The organism is Agromyces mediolanus, assembly GCF_023715325.1.
Classification (GTDB): domain Bacteria; phylum Actinomycetota; class Actinomycetes; order Actinomycetales; family Microbacteriaceae; genus Agromyces; species Agromyces mediolanus_A.
Map to the genome: position 1 here is coordinate 745,659 of NZ_JAMBNX010000001.1, position 14,459 is coordinate 760,117.

Annotated in this window: 16 protein-coding genes; 12 read left to right on the forward strand and 4 right to left on the reverse strand. The window is 72.6% G+C overall.

Features of this window, described 5'->3' with window-relative positions:
- Positions 1-8: 8 nt before the first annotated feature.
- The 4 genes from M3147_RS03480 (at position 9) to M3147_RS03495 (ending at position 4,245) form a co-directional block, all read left to right on the forward strand.
- Positions 9-920: a carbohydrate ABC transporter permease gene (locus M3147_RS03480; protein ID WP_230762980.1), complete on the forward strand. Its 912-nt coding sequence runs from the start codon at positions 9-11 to the stop codon at positions 918-920.
- The gene (locus M3147_RS03485) at positions 910-1,839 is read left to right on the forward strand and encodes a carbohydrate ABC transporter permease (RefSeq protein ID WP_251202057.1); all 930 of its coding nucleotides are present in this window, start codon (positions 910-912) and stop codon (positions 1,837-1,839) included. The genes M3147_RS03480 and M3147_RS03485 overlap by 11 nt, the downstream gene beginning before the upstream one ends.
- Before the next feature lie 70 nt (positions 1,840-1,909).
- Positions 1,910-2,881 carry an ROK family protein gene (locus M3147_RS03490; RefSeq protein ID WP_251202058.1) on the forward strand — a complete coding sequence of 324 codons (972 nt, stop codon included), beginning with the start codon at positions 1,910-1,912 and terminating at the stop codon, positions 2,879-2,881.
- An 11-nt stretch (positions 2,882-2,892) separates the two neighbouring features.
- Positions 2,893-4,245 (forward strand): alpha-L-fucosidase, encoded by a 1,353-nt coding sequence (locus M3147_RS03495; RefSeq protein WP_251202059.1) that lies wholly within the window; start codon positions 2,893-2,895, stop codon positions 4,243-4,245.
- Position 4,246: 1 nt separating this feature from the next.
- On the opposite strand, the gene M3147_RS03500 is transcribed toward M3147_RS03495, so the two are convergent.
- Genes M3147_RS03500 through M3147_RS03510 form a run of 3 tightly spaced genes read right to left on the reverse strand, consistent with a single transcriptional unit; the run spans position 4,247 to position 6,564 of the window.
- Entirely contained in the window at positions 4,247-4,921 is a 675-nt protein-coding gene (locus M3147_RS03500; RefSeq protein ID WP_189084697.1) for a FadR/GntR family transcriptional regulator, read from the reverse strand.
- Positions 4,922-4,930: 9 nt separating this feature from the next.
- Entirely contained in the window at positions 4,931-5,713 is a 783-nt protein-coding gene (locus tag M3147_RS03505; protein WP_251202060.1) for an SDR family NAD(P)-dependent oxidoreductase, read from the reverse strand.
- Positions 5,710-6,564 carry a fumarylacetoacetate hydrolase family protein gene (locus M3147_RS03510; RefSeq protein WP_251202061.1) on the reverse strand — a complete coding sequence of 285 codons (855 nt, stop codon included), beginning with the start codon at positions 6,562-6,564 and terminating at the stop codon, positions 5,710-5,712. The genes M3147_RS03505 and M3147_RS03510 overlap by 4 nt, the downstream gene beginning before the upstream one ends.
- A 132-nt stretch (positions 6,565-6,696) precedes the next feature.
- Between M3147_RS03510 and M3147_RS03515 the strand changes: the two genes are divergently transcribed.
- Genes M3147_RS03515 through M3147_RS03530 form a run of 4 tightly spaced genes read left to right on the forward strand, consistent with a single transcriptional unit; the run spans position 6,697 to position 10,286 of the window.
- Positions 6,697-7,998, forward strand: a complete 1,302-nt coding sequence (locus M3147_RS03515; protein WP_251202062.1) for an enolase C-terminal domain-like protein — start codon at positions 6,697-6,699, stop codon at positions 7,996-7,998.
- Positions 7,995-8,963, forward strand: a complete 969-nt coding sequence (locus M3147_RS03520; RefSeq protein ID WP_251202063.1) for an aldo/keto reductase — start codon at positions 7,995-7,997, stop codon at positions 8,961-8,963. The genes M3147_RS03515 and M3147_RS03520 overlap by 4 nt, the downstream gene beginning before the upstream one ends.
- Complete coding sequence (locus M3147_RS03525) at positions 8,960-9,823, forward strand: amidohydrolase family protein (RefSeq protein WP_251202064.1); 864 nt, start codon at positions 8,960-8,962, stop codon at positions 9,821-9,823. The genes M3147_RS03520 and M3147_RS03525 overlap by 4 nt, the downstream gene beginning before the upstream one ends.
- 22 nt (positions 9,824-9,845) lie before the next feature.
- The gene (locus M3147_RS03530; protein ID WP_251202065.1) at positions 9,846-10,286 is read left to right on the forward strand and encodes an RbsD/FucU family protein; all 441 of its coding nucleotides are present in this window, start codon (positions 9,846-9,848) and stop codon (positions 10,284-10,286) included.
- Positions 10,287-10,299: 13 nt separating this feature from the next.
- On the opposite strand, the gene M3147_RS03535 is transcribed toward M3147_RS03530, so the two are convergent.
- Positions 10,300-11,178 (reverse strand): hypothetical protein, encoded by an 879-nt coding sequence (locus tag M3147_RS03535; RefSeq protein WP_251202066.1) that lies wholly within the window; start codon positions 11,176-11,178, stop codon positions 10,300-10,302.
- Between the two features lie 128 nt (positions 11,179-11,306).
- On the opposite strand from M3147_RS03535, the gene M3147_RS03540 reads away from it, so the two are divergent.
- The 4 genes from M3147_RS03540 to M3147_RS03555 all read left to right on the forward strand — a co-directional run bounded on the left by M3147_RS03540 (position 11,307) and on the right by M3147_RS03555 (position 14,327).
- Positions 11,307-12,065 carry a copper homeostasis protein CutC gene (locus M3147_RS03540; RefSeq protein WP_251202067.1) on the forward strand — a complete coding sequence of 253 codons (759 nt, stop codon included), beginning with the start codon at positions 11,307-11,309 and terminating at the stop codon, positions 12,063-12,065.
- Between the two features lie 80 nt (positions 12,066-12,145).
- Positions 12,146-13,336: a hypothetical protein gene (locus M3147_RS03545; protein ID WP_251202068.1), complete on the forward strand. Its 1,191-nt coding sequence runs from the start codon at positions 12,146-12,148 to the stop codon at positions 13,334-13,336.
- Positions 13,337-13,390: 54 nt separating this feature from the next.
- Entirely contained in the window at positions 13,391-13,903 is a 513-nt protein-coding gene (locus M3147_RS03550; protein WP_251202069.1) for a hypothetical protein, read from the forward strand.
- 1 nt (position 13,904) lies between these two features.
- Positions 13,905-14,327, forward strand: a complete 423-nt coding sequence (locus M3147_RS03555) for a hypothetical protein (RefSeq protein WP_251202070.1) — start codon at positions 13,905-13,907, stop codon at positions 14,325-14,327.
- Positions 14,328-14,459: the final 132 nt, after the last annotated feature.

A 14,459-nucleotide genomic window follows, 5' to 3' on the forward strand; every position in this document is an offset into this window, starting at 1 on the left:
CCCACGAGATGTCGACCACCACGTACACGCCTCGCAGGGGGACGCTCGCCAGGACCGAGTCCCGTCAGGCGCTGGGCTTCGTCAGCCCGGCCCTGGCGGGCCTCGCCCTGTTCACGATCGTCCCCGTCGTCCTGTCCATCGTCATGGGCTTCTTCAACTGGCCCACCTTCGGTGACAAGGAGTTCGTGGGGTTCGACAACTACGTGCGGCTGTTCACGCAGAGCCCCGACTTCTGGCCGGCGCTGCGCAACACCTTCGTGTTCGCGCTGCTCTACGTGCCGATCAGCGTCATCCTCTCGCTCCTCCTGGCGCTCTCGCTGAGCTCCCGCATCCGGGGGCGCGGCGCGCTGCGCGTACTGTTCTTCATCCCCGTCGTGACGCCCATGGTCGCGAACGTGCTCGTCTGGAAGATGCTGCTGCAGCCGCAGGGCCTCTTCAACGGCCTCGCGCAGAGCTGGTTCGGGGTGCAGCTGCCGAACTTCCTCGCCGACCCGCAGTGGGCCATGATCATGGTTGTCGTGATGAGCGTCTGGCAGGGCCTCGGCTACAACATGCTGATCTTCTCGGCGGCGCTCGAGCAGCTGCCCGAGTCGGTCGTCGAGGCGGCGCGAATCGACGGGGCCAAGGGCTTCCGGATGATCTGGAGCGTCATGCTGCCGATGATCTCGCCGTCGATCTTCTTCGCGAGCATCATGACGATGATCACCTCGCTGCAGGTCTTCGCCCAGCCGCAGCTGCTCACCGGCGGCGGGCCCGGCAACGCGACGCAGCCCCTCGTGCAGTTCATCTACAACCAGGGCTTCAAGTTCCAGGAGCTCGGCCTCGCCGCGGCGGCCGCGTGGATCCTCTTCGCCATCATCATCATCCTGACCGCGCTGCAGTTCCGCGCGCAGAAGAAGTGGGTGCACTATGAGCACTGAGCTGATCTCCCCGGTGACGGCGATGGCCGACGCCGAGCACGACGCCGCACCGGTCGAGCAGTCCGAGCGTCGTGGGCGCGCCCCGCTCACGACCGGCGGGCGCATCCGCCTCGTCTTCGCCCACCTCGGCGTCTACCTCGCGGCGCTCGTCTTCGTCTCACCGCTCGTCTACGCCTTCTTCTCGGCGCTGAAGCCCAACTCGGAGATGTTCGCCATGCCGCCGACGCTCGTCGGCTCCGAGTTGCGCTGGTCGAACTTCGCCGACGTGTTCGCGTACGGTCCGTTCCTCACCTACATCGGGAACTCCTTCTTCGTCGCGGTCTCGGGCACGCTCGTCGTGCTCGCCGTGTCGACGATGGCGGGCTACGCCTTCGGGCGGCTGCGCTGGAAGGGGCGGGACCTCGTCTTCGTGCTCTTCCTCGGCACCCTGATGGTGCCCCAGGAAGTGCTCGTCATCCCGATGTTCCAGGTCATGCAGTGGCTCGGCTGGGTCGACAGTTACCCCGCGCTGATCTTCCCGTTCGCGTTCACCGCGTTCGGCACCTTCCTCATGCGGCAGTTCTTCCGCGGCATCCCCTTCGAACTCGAAGAGGCGGCCCGGGTCGACGGCGCGGGCCCCATCCGCTCGTTCCTGCAGATCATCCTGCCGCTCGCGAAGTCCGCGGTCGCCGTGCTCGCGGTCTTCACCTTCCTCTCCTTCTGGAACAGCTATCTGTGGCCGCTCATCGTCACGGTCGACTACGCCTCGCACGGCACGCTGCCGATCGGTCTGGCCTCGTTCTCGGGGCTGCAGGGCACCCGCTGGGACCTGCAGATGGCGGCCGCGATCATCTCGATGGTGCCGACGACTGTGCTCGTCATCGCCCTTCAGAAGCACCTGGTCAAGGGCATCGCGATGGCGGGGCTCGGCGGCCGCTGAGCCGCCGGCCCGGCCACCGACCTCCGCGACGAGTCCGCCGACCGACCCTCAGACGCAGACGGGACACCCCATGCCTCGCACTCCGCTCGCCGCCGGCATCGATTTCGGTGGCACCAAGATCTCCGCGGTCGTCACCGACGAGGACGGCCGTCGGCTCGCCTTCGATCACGTGCCGGCGCCCGCCGCGGCGGGCGGACCGGCGATGGCGGATGCTGCGGCCGCCCTCGTGCGTCGGCTCGAAGCCGAGGCGGGCGTCGCCGTCGGCCTCGCCGGGGTCGGCGCCGCGGGCGTCATCGATCAGCGCACCGGGACCGTCGTCGCCGCCTCCGCGACATTCGCGGACTGGGCGGGATTCCCGCTCGGGGCCGCGCTCGCGGATCGCCTCGGCGTGCCGGTCGCCGTGGACAACGACGTCAACGCCTTCCTCGTGGGCGAGCTCCGCTGGGGCGCCGCCCGCGGTGAGGCCGACGTGCTCGGCATCATGCTCGGCACCGGCGTCGGTGGGGCGATCGCCCTCGACGGGCGCCTGTTCGCCGGCCATCGCGGCGCCGCCGGTGAGATCGGGCACACCCCGGGCTACGGCGAGCTCGTCTGCACCTGCGGCCGGGTGGGCCACCTGGAGACGCTTGCCTCCGGTCGCTCGATCGAGGCGCGCTACGCGGAGCGCACCGGGGCGGCCGCGCCGAGCGTGCGCGGCGGCGAGATCGCCGAGCGGGCCCGCGCGGGCGAGGAGGATGCGCTCGCCGTCTTCGACGCCGCCGGACGTGCGGTCGGCCTCGCCTCCTCCTCCGCCGCCAGCATGTTCGACCTCTCCGTCGTGGTCGTCGGCGGCGGCGTGCGCGCCGCCTGGGACCTGCTCGAGCCCGCCATCCGCGCCGGGATCGACGGCAATCCGCCCGTCTCCGGGTTCCCGCTCGAGGTTCGTCCGGCGGAGCTCGGCGCGGACGGCGTCGTGCTCGGCGCCGCCGCCCTCGCCTACTCCGACGCGCCGCAGACGATGCCCGCCGAGGCATCCGCCCCGACCGCCCTCGTCACCCACTGAGAGGACCGACCATGCTGAACTTCGAGACCCGCACCGGCCCCGACTTCGGGGCTCTCGCGCCCACGTACCCCGCGAACGCGGTGCCCGAGTGGTACCGCGACGCCAAGCTCGGCTTCTTCGTGCACTGGGGCCTCTACTCCGTGCCTGCCTGGGGCACGGCTCACGGGCCGGGCGGTGTGCCCACCGAGGACGCCTACGCGCACCACCAGTACGCCGAGTGGTACGGCAACACCGTGCGCATCGCAGGCAGCCCCACGTGGAAGCGCCACCAGGACGTGTACGGCACCGGCACGAGCTACGAGGACCTCGCCGATCTCTGGGACGCGAGCGCCTTCGACCCGACCGCCTTCGTCGGCTCCCTCGTCGACGCCGGCGCCCGCTACGTCGTGCCGACGACGAAGCACCACGAGGGCTTCTGTCTCTGGGACACCGCGACGACGCCGTTCAACGCTGCCCGCCGCGGACCGAAGCGCGACCTCATCGCGGAGTTCCACGACGCCACACGCGCCGCCGGCGCCCGCTTCGGCGTGTACTTCTCGGGCGCGCTCGACTGGCACGTGAGCGACTTCCCGCCGATCGAGTCGGACACCGACCTGTTCCGGTTCCGTCGCAACGACGAGCGCTTCGCACGCTACGCGGCCGCTCAGCTCGAGGAGCTCGTCGAGCGCTTCGGCCCCGATGTGCTCTGGAACGACATCGAGTGGCCCGACGGTGGCAAGGGCCGCGAGGAGTACGGCGTCGCCGCGCTGCTCGAACGCTACTTCGCCCGGGTGCCCGACGGCGTCGTGAACGACCGCTGGGGCGTGCCGTACCACGGCTTCCTCACCCGCGAGTACACGCATGTCGAGGACGCCCTCCCGACGCCGTGGGAGTCCACCCGGGGGCTCGGTTTCTCCTTCGGCTACAACCAGGCCGAGGGCCCCGAGCACTCGCTCGCGGGCGAAGCGCTCGTGCGGCTCCTCGTCGACGTCGTCGCGAAGAATGGAAACCTGCTGATCAACGTCGGCCCGCGTGCCGACGGCTCCATCCCCGAGCTGCAGGCCGCGGCGATGGCCGAGATGGGGGCGTGGCTCCGCCGGAACGGTGAGGGCGTCTACGGCACGCGCCCGTGGCTGCGCGCGGCCTCCGAGCACGGGGTGCCGCTGCGCTTCACGAGCGGTACGGGCGGCGCCTTCGTGCACGCGCTCGATCCGGCAGCCGGCGAGTTCGCTCTGCCGACCGAGCTCGAGGGCGCGGCGGCCTCGGCGCACTGGCTGGGCGACGGCGGCGCCGTCGAGCGCGCCGTGCGCGAGGGGCGCACCTGGGTCGCGGTGCCCGAGGCACTGCGCGCTGCGCCGATCGCGGTGCTCGCGGTGCCGGCCTGAGTCAGAGCGCCGCGGAGCGCAGCCACTGCTCGACGCCGGAGACGTGCACCGTCGTCAGCGCCTGGGCGAGCTCCGCGTCGCCGGCCTCGATCGCCTCGAGGATCGCGTGATGCTCGTGCAGGGTGCGGTCGACCGCGTTCTCCTGCGTGATGCCGCGCCAGATCCGCGCGCGGATGGTGTGACTCGAGAGCGAGTCGATGAGGCTCGCGAGATAGCCGTTGCCGCCCGCCTGCGCGATGCCGGAATGGAAGTGGAGATCGTGCTCGACGAGCTGCTCGACATTCGCCTGCCGGTCCACCGCGTCGACCGCCTCGCGCAGCAACTGGATGGCGTCGGCGTCGGCATTCCGGGCGGCGAGCGCCGAGGCGGCGGGCTCGAGGATGCGGCGGACCGCGAGGATCTCGAGCACCGACTGGTCGTCGTGCAGATCGACGACGAAGGACATCGCCTCGAGGAGCAGCGAGGGCTCGAGGCTCGTGACGTAGGTGCCGTCGCCGCGCCGCACGTCGAGCACCCGGATGACCTCGAGCGCCTTCACGGCCTCGCGCAGGGAAGAGCGGGACAGGCCGAGTTGTTCGCTGAGCTCCTTCTCGGGCGGGAGGCGGTCACCGGGGGCCAGTTGGCCCCCGGTGATCATCTCCTTGATACGGAGGATCGCTTCATCGGTGACGGCCATGGGGCGATGTTAGCGTGCGCCGGCGGGTCGGAGCCGCAGGGCCTGCATGCCACCGTCGACGGCGAGCGAGACGCCCGTCGTGGAGCCGGCACGCGGGCTCAGCAGGTATGCCACCGCGTCGGCGACCTCGGCCGCGGAGACGAGGCGTCCGTGCGGTTGCCGGGCCTCGAGCGCAGCGCGCTCGGCGGCGGGGTCGTCGGCCGAGTCGAGCAGGCGCCCGACCCACGGGGTGTCGGCGGTGCCCGGGTTCACGGCGTTCACGCGGATGCCCTCACGGAGGTGATCCGCGGCCATCGCCAACGTGAGCGAGAGCACCGCGCCCTTGCTCGCGCTGTACAGGGCACGCTGCGGGAGCCCGGCGGTCGCGGCGATCGACGAGGTGTTCACGATCGCCGCGGCGGGCGAGCGGCGGAGGTGCGGGAGCGCGGCACGGCTCGTGCGCGCGATGCCGACGACGTTGATGTCGAGCACCCGGTGCCACTCGGCATCCTCGTTGGCGGCCACGTCGCCCTGCGCGCCGATGCCGGCGTTGTTCACCAGCAGGTCGAGTCGGCCGAAGTGGGCGACGACCTGCTCGACAGCCGCACGGACGCTGGCGTCGTCGGCGACGTCGACGGCGACCGCGAGGTCGGCGTGCTCGGCCCCCTCCGGGCGGAGATCGAACACGGCGACCTTCGCGCCGTCGGCGCGCAGGCGCTCCGCGATGGCGGCGCCGATGCCGCTGGCACCTCCCGTGACGACGGCGACGAGTCCGTCGAGGGGGCCGGCCGATGAGTGGGGTGCGGGGTTCATCGTGCGGCCTCCACGTAGTGCTGGCGCTGACGGCCGAGGCCGTCGATCTCGAGCTCGACGACGTCGCCCGCGCCGAGGTAGGGGAAGCGGCCGGAGAGCGCGACGCCTTCCGGGGTGCCGGTGAGGATGAGGTCGCCGGGCTCGAGCACGAGGAACTGGCTGAGCTCGTGCACGATCCGGTCGATGCCGAAGATGAGGTCGGCGGTGCGGGAGTCCTGTCGCGGCCCGCCGTTCACCCAGCTGCGCAGCCGCACATCGTCGGCGTCGACCTCGTCGCCGGTCACGAGCCACGGTCCTGTCGGGCAGAAGCCCGGGCCGCTCTTGCCCTTCGACCACTGGCCGCCGGAGACGGCGAGCTGCCAGTCGCGCTCGGAGAGGTCGTTCGCGAGCACGAAGCCGGCGATGTGCGCCCGCGCGTCCGCGGGGGAGTCGAGGTACGAGGTGCGCTGCCCGATCACGATGCCGAGCTCGACCTCCCAGTCGGTCTTCGTGCTGCCGCGGGGGATCTCCACCTCGTCGTCGGGGCCGACGACCGTGTTCGGCGCTTTCATGAAGAGCACGAGGTGCTCGGGCGGCAGCGAGCCGGACTCGGCTGCGTGCGCCGCGTAGTTCATGCCGACGCAGTAGACGGCGGACGGCCGCGCGATCGGCGCGCCGATGCGGAGTCCCGCGGCGCCGTCGAGCTCGGGGAGCTCGCCCGAGGCCACGGCCGCCCGCGCGCGCGCCACACCGTCCGCGGCGAGGAAGGCCCCGTCGAGCTCGGCGGTCAGCGGCCGCAGGTCGAGGTGGCGCTCCCCGTCGACCACGACGGGGATCTCGGCTCCGGGGGCTCCGAGGCGGGCGAATCTCATCGGGTTCCTTTCGGCGGAAGGTCAGCTCTCTCGCCCGCAAGAATTGGGGCGATTCCGGCATTCTCGCACATTTCACTCCGCTTGACGCGCTAAACATCGGATGTCTATGCTCAGATCGCCAGAAAGGACGCCATGACCACGATCGCCGACGTCGTCACCCGCGACATCCGCTTCCCGACCTCTCGTACGCTCGACGGGTCCGACGCCATGAACCCCGACCCCGACTACTCGGCCGCGTATCTCGCGATCCGCACCGACGCCGGCGACGGGCTCGAGGGCCACGCCTTCGTGTTCACGATCGGGCGCGGCAACGACGTGCAGGTCGCGGCGATCGACACGCTCCGTGAGCACCTCGTCGGCCGCGACGTCGAGGAGCTGCTCGGCGACATGGGCGGCGCCTCCCAACTGCTCATGACGGACTCGCAACTGCGCTGGCTCGGGCCCGAGAAGGGCGTCATGCACATGGCGATCGGCGCCGTCGTCAACGCACTCTGGGACCTTCGCGCCAAGCGCGCGGGGGAGCCGCTCTGGCTGCACCTCGCGCGGCTCTCGCCCGAGGAGCTCGTCTCACTGGTCGACTTCCGCTACCTCAGCGACGCGATCACGCCGGAAGAAGCACTCGCGATCCTCCGCGCCGCGGAGCCCGGCCGGGAGGAGCGCATCGCGGCGCTGCTCGAGCTCGGCTACCCGGCGTACACGACGAGCCCCGGCTGGCTCGGCTACTCGGACGAGAAGCTCGAACGCCTCTGCCGCGAGGCCGTCGCCGACGGCTTCCCCCAGATCAAGCTCAAGGTCGGCGCGAGCCTCGACGACGACCGACGCCGCCTCGCGATCGCCCGCCGCACCGTCGGCCCCGGGTTCCCGATCGCGATCGACGCGAACCAGCGCTGGGACGTCGCCGACGCCATCGCCTGGGTGAACGCCCTCGCCGAACACGACCTCGCCTGGGTCGAGGAGCCCACGAGCCCCGACGACGTGCTCGGCCACGCGGCGATCGCCCGCGGAGTCGAACCGGTGCGCGTCGCGACCGGCGAGCACGTGCAGAACCGCATCGTGTTCAAACAGCTCCTCCAGGCGCGCGGCATGGACGTCATGCAGATCGACGCCGCCCGTGTCGGCGGCGTCAACGAGAACCTCGCGAACCTGCTATTGGCCGCGAAGTTCGGCGTGCCGGTCTGCCCGCACGCCGGCGGCGTGGGCCTCTGCGAGGCGGTGCAGCACCTCTCGATGTTCGACTTCGTCGCGGTCTCGGGCACGATGGAGGGGCGCATGATCGAGTACGTCGACCACCTCCACGAGCACTTCGTCACCCCCGTCGTCATCGAGCGGGGGCGCTACCTCGCGCCCACGGCCGCCGGCGCCGGCACCGAGATGCTGGCCGCCTCGATCGAGCGGCACACCTGGCGCGGCGCGCACACCGAGGTCGGCGCGTGAGCCTCTCCCCGGCCCTCGCCGCCCGCATGGGCCGGCTCGGCTACGGCTCCGCCTCGATCGGCAACCTCTACCGCGAGGTCGACGACGAGGCCGCCGAGGCCGCGCTCGAGGCGGCGTGGGCCGGGGGCATCCGCTACTTCGACACCGCCCCCCACTACGGGCTGGGGCTCTCGGAGCGGCGCCTCGGCGCATTCCTCGGGCGGATGCCTCGGGCCGAGTACGTGCTCTCCACGAAGGTCGGCCGGGTGCTGGAGCCGAACCCCGACTTCGCCGGCGGCGACGACCGGGCGAATGGGTTCGCCGTCCCCGATCGCACGGTGCGCCGCTTCGACCCCAGCTCGGCGGGCGTGCGGCGCAGCATCGAGGACTCGCTCGAACGCCTCGGCGTCAACCGCATCGACCTCGCCTACCTGCACGACCCCGACGTCTACGACCTCGACCGTGGCCTCGCCGAGGGGCTGCCAGCGCTGCAACAGCTGCGCGAGGAAGGGCTCGTCGAGGCCATCGGCATCGGCACGAACGACGCCGCGGCGGCGACCCGCGCCGTGCGTGAGGGCGACCTCGACGTCGTCATGATCGCGGGTCGTTACACGCTGCTCGAACAGCCCGCCCTCGCGGAGCTGCTGCCAGCGTGCGCGGAGCGTGGCGTCGCGGTGGTGGCCGCGGCCGCGTACAACTCGGGACTGCTCGCGAGCGACGAGCCCTCCGCCGCCGCGCACTACGACTACGGGCCGCCGCCTGCGGCGATCCTCGAACGGGCGCAGCGGCTCGCCGCGGCCTGCCGGGCCGCCGGCGTGCCCCTCCCGGTCGCCGCGCTGCACTTCCCGCTGCAGCACCCCGCGGTGCAGGCCGTCGTCGTCGGCTCCGCGCGCGCCGTGGAGGTGCAGGAGAACCTCGCCCGCTTCGGCGCCCCCGTGCCCGAGGGATTCTGGACAGAGCTGCGGGAGGCCGGACTCATCCCGTGACCGTGATCGACACCCACCTGCACCTCTGGGACCTCGACGCCGTCGAGATCCCGTGGCTCACTCCGGCCCTCGGCCCGCTGCACCGCAGCTTCGGGCCGGCTGAGGCTGAGGCCGAGCTGCGTGCGGCGGGCGTCGACGCGGCGGTGCTCGTGCAGGCGGCGGACTCGCTCGACGAGACCCGGTGGCTGCTCCGCACCGCCGAGGCGAACCCCTGGATCGCGGGTGTCGTCGGCTGGGTGGCGCTCGACGACCGCACCGCCGCAGTCGCCGCGCTCGACGGCGAGCTGGCGGGGGAGACGAGGCTGCGAGGCATCCGTCATCTCGTGCACGACGATCCGCGCGACGAGTTCTTCGAGCTGCCCGAGGTGCGCGCGTCGCTCGTCGAACTCGGCCGCCGCGGGCTCGTGCTCGACGTGCCGGACGCCTGGCCCCGCCACCTCGCGGGCGCCACGGCCGCGGCCCGCGCGACGCCGGAGCTCACCGTCGTGATCGACCACCTCGGCAAGCCACCCCTCGGGCGGGCAGGCCTCGACGGGTGGCGCACCGCGCTCGCCGAGGCGGCCGCGCTGCCGAACACCGCCGCGAAGTTCTCCGGCCTGCACCTGCCCGGCACCGTGCTGGACATCGCGCTCGCCTCGGGGCTGCTGGAGGTCGCGCTCGAGCTCTTCGGCGCCGATCGGGTCATGTACGGCGGCGACTGGCCGATGTCGGTGCCGCACGGCGGCTACGCTCCGACCTTCGCCGCGATGCGCGCGGCCATCGACCGATTGAGCACCGACGAGGCGGCCGCCGTGCTGGGCGGCACGGCCACCCGCGTCTACGGCCTCCACGACGTCCCGTCACTACGCACCGCGAGCTGATCGCACCCACGAGAGGATCCCCATGCTGCACGGCATCCACCCGCTGCTCACCGGCGAGCTGCTCGCAGCCCTCGACCGGCTCGGCCACGGTGACGAACTCGTCGTCGCCGATGCGAACTTCCCCGCGTACTCCGCGGGGGCGCCGGTCGTGGAGGCGGCCGGGATCCCGTCGCCCGAGCTCGTCACCGCGATCCGCACCGTACTGCCGGTGGACGCCTACGAGGGGCCGGCCGTGCTGCTGATGACCTCGGAGGATCCGGAGCCGCCCGCCGTGCAGCGCGAACTCGTGACGGCCGCCGCAGCCGCGCCCGGCAGGGTCGACTCCCTCGAGCGCTTCGCGTTCTACGAGCGCGCCGCTCGGGCGCGGCTCGTCGTGCGCAGCGGCGAGCTTCGCGCGTACGGCAACCTCATCCTGCGGAAGGGCGTCGTGCGGGCCGCGGGGCCGATCGCGCCCGCCGAGTAGCGGGCGCGATTCGCTAGTTCGCGGCCGGGGTCTCGGCCGGCTCCTCCTCGGCGGGTGTCTCGGCCGGGGCATCGCTCGCCGGGGTATCCGTGCCGGCCTTGACCGCCTCGACCTCGGCCTCGGTGTAGCCGCAGTAGTTCACGGCCTCGCTCTCCCAGCGCTTGGTGAGCCGGTCCTTGCCCGCGGCGTGCGCCTCGGCGACCGTGCCCTCGTAGATCTGGTTGTCCTGCGACTCCTTGTTCACGTCGGGCACGTCGGCGCAGACGTGGAACACCGATCCGGACTTCGTCCAGTAGACGAGGTCCTCGCCGGTCAGCTGGGCGACGAGGTTCGACTCCTCGGTGTACTGCTCGACCGACGGCGGGTTGTAGTCGACGCCGAGGGCGACGGCACCGCCGCCGATGACGATCGCGATGATGCCGGCGAGCGCCTTCTGCTTGCCGTCCATGTCCTTGTTCGTGAAGATCAGCACGATCAACGGCAGGAACGCGATGACTGCGATGATCGCGCCGAGCTGGTTCTGCACGAAGAAACGCACGGTGTCCTGCTTCGACGCCGGGTCGAGGCGGTTCGCCTTCTTCCACAGCACCGAGCCAGTGATGGCGAGCGCGCCGATCACGACGGTGAGACCGATGAGGAGCCAGAGGTTCACCGGGCTCTGCCGCAGCACCCAGAAGATGGCGACGGCCTCGCCAGCGATGGCGAGCAGCCACAGCCCGCCCGCGATGAGGCGGAAGCGGGTCGCCTTGGCCTTCGCCTCGGGCGTCGGCGTCCAACCGGGGGGCGGCTCGGTGGCGTCGCCGGACCCGCCCGTGGTGCTCGTGCGTCCCGAGGCGCCCTTCGACGCCGCCGTCTCGACGCGGACGACCTTCTTCTTCCGCTGCTCAGCCACGCGATTCCCTCCAGGCGCTCGGATGTCGCGATGAGCCTATTCGACGAGCAGGCCGTGTGCGTAGCCCCCGTGGCACGCGCCGCAATGCTCGTCGAACGGGCATCCCAGCCGCCCGGTAGCCTGGCCCGATGAACCAGGAGCCTCGCCGCCCGCTTCCCGTCGAGATCGCCGTGCAGGACGCGGTCGGCGCCCGGATCGCCCTCGACGCCGGCGCCGCCCGCGTCGAGCTGTGCCTCGCCCTCGGCCTCGGCGGGCTCACCCCATCTGCTGGACTCATCGAGGCGACGGCCGAGCTCGCCACCGAGCGGGGCGTCACCGGCTTCGCGCACGCGCTCATCCGGCCACGTGGAGGCGGCTTCGTCTACGACGCGGAGGAGCGCCGCGAGATCGTGCGCGACATCCGGCTCGCCGTGCGGCTCGGCGCCGACGGGGTCGTCGTCGGCGCGCTCGACGAGTCCGGCCGGCTCGACCTCGACGCGATCGCGGAGTTCCAGGATGCCGCGGGCGACGCCCACGTCACCGTGCACCGGGCGGTCGACGCCGCCGCCGACCAGCTCGCCGCCGTCGCCGCGCTCGCCGAGCTCGGGGTGCGGCGCGTGCTCACCTCGGGCGGCGCGGCCGACTGCCGGGCGGGGCTCCCGACGCTGGAGCGTATGGTCCTCGCCGCCGACGGCCGGATCGAGATCATGGCCGGCGGCGGGGTCCGGATCGAGGACATCCCGGCGCTCGCCGCCGCCGGCGTCGACGCTGTGCACCTCTCGGCGCGCGGCCGCGCCCTCCGCGGGGGAGCGAGCGGCCCCGGCGGCGGGGTCGACGGCTTCGACGAGACTGACGCCGCGCTCGTCGCGGCCGCGGTGGAGGCGGCCGGCGGGGGTGCGACCGGGTGAGTGAGCGAGGCGCTCCGCGGACCCCCGGTGCCGTCCGCGCGGCTTTCGGCTCGCCGCGGACCATCGCCGGCGCCGCGCTCGTGGCCCGGTCGACCTGGACGGCGATCGCGGTCGTACTCATCGTCACACCCGTGTCGCTCGCCGTCCCGTGGTTGGCTTTCGCGGTCGTCTCGTACGCGCCGACGTTCGTCATCGGCACCTGGGCGACGTCGCTCGGCGCGGCCATCGGATCCCGGTTCGGCCGCTCGCTCGGCGGCCGCGCCGGCTTCGGCGCACTCGGCGGCCTGCTCATGCTGCTCGGGGCAGCGGCCGCAGCCGCCCCACTCGGACTCCCAGCGCCCTGGTGGGGCGAGAACACTTCCGGCTCGTGGCTCTGGTTCGCGACGCTGGCCGTCGCCATCTTCGCCGTCGTCGCCGGGACCGGTGCCGTCACCCGGCGGCACCCGGCCGGGCGGCGGGTCTCGGTGGCCGGCGCGTTCGTCGCCACCGCGATCACCGCGGGCATGGTGCAGCTGCTCGTCGCCATGACGGCGCTCGCCGACCCCGGCTGGGCGGAGGAACCCGCCCCGGACTGGGCCGGCCTACCCGATTCGGCCGCGGTGCTGCAGGCCGGCAGCCTTCTCGTGCTCGTCGTCTCAATGCTCGCCGCGCTCGCGACAGCGCTCGCGCCGAGTCGTCGAGCACCGGGCATCGCCGCGATCGCCGCGCTCGTCGTCGCGGCGATCGCCCTCGGCACCGCCACCTGGACGGCCCTCGCACCGCAGCCGACGCGCGGCGCCGGCCTCGCGGGGACCTCCCTCGTTTCGCCCGAACCGGCGCCGCCCGCGCCGCCTGCGATTCCGGATCCGTACCCGGTCGCCGACCTCGACACCGTACGCGCGCAGTTCGCCGAACTGGCCGAGCTCGCGGTCGCCGAGGTCGGCGAGGTCGGCGACGCCGCGGTCTGGCGCGACGCGACGCCGCTCCAGATCGACGAGGAAGCCTGCGGAGGTGGCGGCATCCGGCTCCGGATCGCGGGAGAGTATGCGCTCGGCACCATCACCGACACCACGAGCGACGAGCACGACCGCGACGTCATCGATCGCAACGTCGAGGCTGCCGACCGCATCGCCGACGCCTGGCATGAGGCGGGCCTCGGCACACCCGAGCGGCTGCACGACGAACCACGGCTCGGCGGCGGCTCGGTCGTCGAGGTGGAGTCCGCGGGCGTCGACTTCGAGTTCGGAGTCGCGCAGCCCTTCGTGACGAGCCGCTGCCTCACCACCGGCTGAGCGCCGGTCTCCCCGGACCGGGCGCGGCGCGCACTCGCGACTAGGCTGGGAGCCATGGCCCACCCCGAATCCGACGACGAAGCCCTCAGCTGGGCGGGTGACGACGACGCGACGCTCGCTCCCGGCTGGAAGCGCGTCGGCGCGGCGACCCCGGCGAGCGGCGAGCGCGCAGCGGATGCCCCGTCCGCGACATCGCCCGAAGCCACTGCGGGCGACGCCCCCGCGAGCGAGGCCGCCACGGCCCTCGACGAGGCATCCGACCCCGACGAACCGGACCGCGCCGGGCAGACCGGCTCGGTCGAGCTCGTCGTGCTCGGCATCCTCGGCGGGGTGTACCTGCTCTACGCCGTGGGCTGGCTGATCGTCGCCACGACCCCGGCCCCCGAGCTCGCCGACCCCGTCGCGACCTTCATGTTCGGCCTCGGCCGCTGGTTCGCCGTCCTCGCGCCGGCCCTCTGGTTCGGCGTCACGATGTGGCTCTGCGCCGAGCGGCATCGCGCCCGACTGCTCTGGCTCGTCGCCGGCGCCATCCTGCTCGTCCCGATCCCGTTCCTGCTGCGAGGCTGACATGACCGACGCATCCGCTCCCGCCGAGCAGCCGGAGACCGCGACCGACGCCCGCACCGACGCCGCGGCGGCCGCTGCCGGCGAGGCATCCGTCCGGCCGGCGACGCCGCTCTGGCTCGCCGTCGTCATCGCCGCCGTCACGGGAATCTTCTACGCCTACGACGTATGGGAAGCCGTCGGCAATCTCGTCGGACTGAACCTCTACGCCGACAGCCTCGGCGTCGGGCTCACCGTCTACGGCGTCGTCGTGCTGATCATCGGCGTCGTGCTGCCCTTCGCCGTCTACGCGATCGCCTTCTGGCTCGGCCGCAAGCGCGGTCCCCTCGGCCGGCTCGCGCTGTTCGTCGTCGGCTACGCCCTCGTGCAGGTGCTGGGCGCCGACGTCGCCGTGCTGTTCGGCCTCAACGGCCTCGACCTCGGCTGAGGACGCACGGGCTCGGCGTCACACAACGAGACGCTTCGTCACACTCCAGTAGCATTGGCGCAAGGCGCCCCGACGGCGTGTGGCGCATGCACCCCCACCGCAACCCGCGCTTCGCTGCGCGCATGCCCCGAA

Excerpts from the sequence above, each read along its gene's own strand:
- M3147_RS03550 (WP_251202069.1), top strand. The coding sequence starts at position 13,391 with ATGGCCCACCCCGAATCCGACGACGAAGCCCTCAGCTGGGCGGGTGAC.
- M3147_RS03510 (WP_251202061.1), bottom strand. The coding sequence starts at position 6,564 with ATGAGATTCGCCCGCCTCGGAGCCCCCGGAGCCGAGATCCCCGTCGTG.
- M3147_RS03490 (WP_251202058.1), top strand. The coding sequence starts at position 1,910 with ATGCCTCGCACTCCGCTCGCCGCCGGCATCGATTTCGGTGGCACCAAG.
- M3147_RS03515 (WP_251202062.1), top strand. The coding sequence starts at position 6,697 with ATGACCACGATCGCCGACGTCGTCACCCGCGACATCCGCTTCCCGACC.
- M3147_RS03495 (WP_251202059.1), top strand. The coding sequence starts at position 2,893 with ATGCTGAACTTCGAGACCCGCACCGGCCCCGACTTCGGGGCTCTCGCG.
- M3147_RS03480 (WP_230762980.1), top strand. The coding sequence starts at position 9 with ATGTCGACCACCACGTACACGCCTCGCAGGGGGACGCTCGCCAGGACC.
- M3147_RS03530 (WP_251202065.1), top strand. The coding sequence starts at position 9,846 with ATGCTGCACGGCATCCACCCGCTGCTCACCGGCGAGCTGCTCGCAGCC.
- M3147_RS03540 (WP_251202067.1), top strand. The coding sequence starts at position 11,307 with ATGAACCAGGAGCCTCGCCGCCCGCTTCCCGTCGAGATCGCCGTGCAG.
- M3147_RS03500 (WP_189084697.1), bottom strand. The coding sequence starts at position 4,921 with ATGGCCGTCACCGATGAAGCGATCCTCCGTATCAAGGAGATGATCACC.
- M3147_RS03505 (WP_251202060.1), bottom strand. The coding sequence starts at position 5,713 with ATGAACCCCGCACCCCACTCATCGGCCGGCCCCCTCGACGGACTCGTC.
- M3147_RS03555 (WP_251202070.1), top strand. The coding sequence starts at position 13,905 with ATGACCGACGCATCCGCTCCCGCCGAGCAGCCGGAGACCGCGACCGAC.
- M3147_RS03485 (WP_251202057.1), top strand. The coding sequence starts at position 910 with ATGAGCACTGAGCTGATCTCCCCGGTGACGGCGATGGCCGACGCCGAG.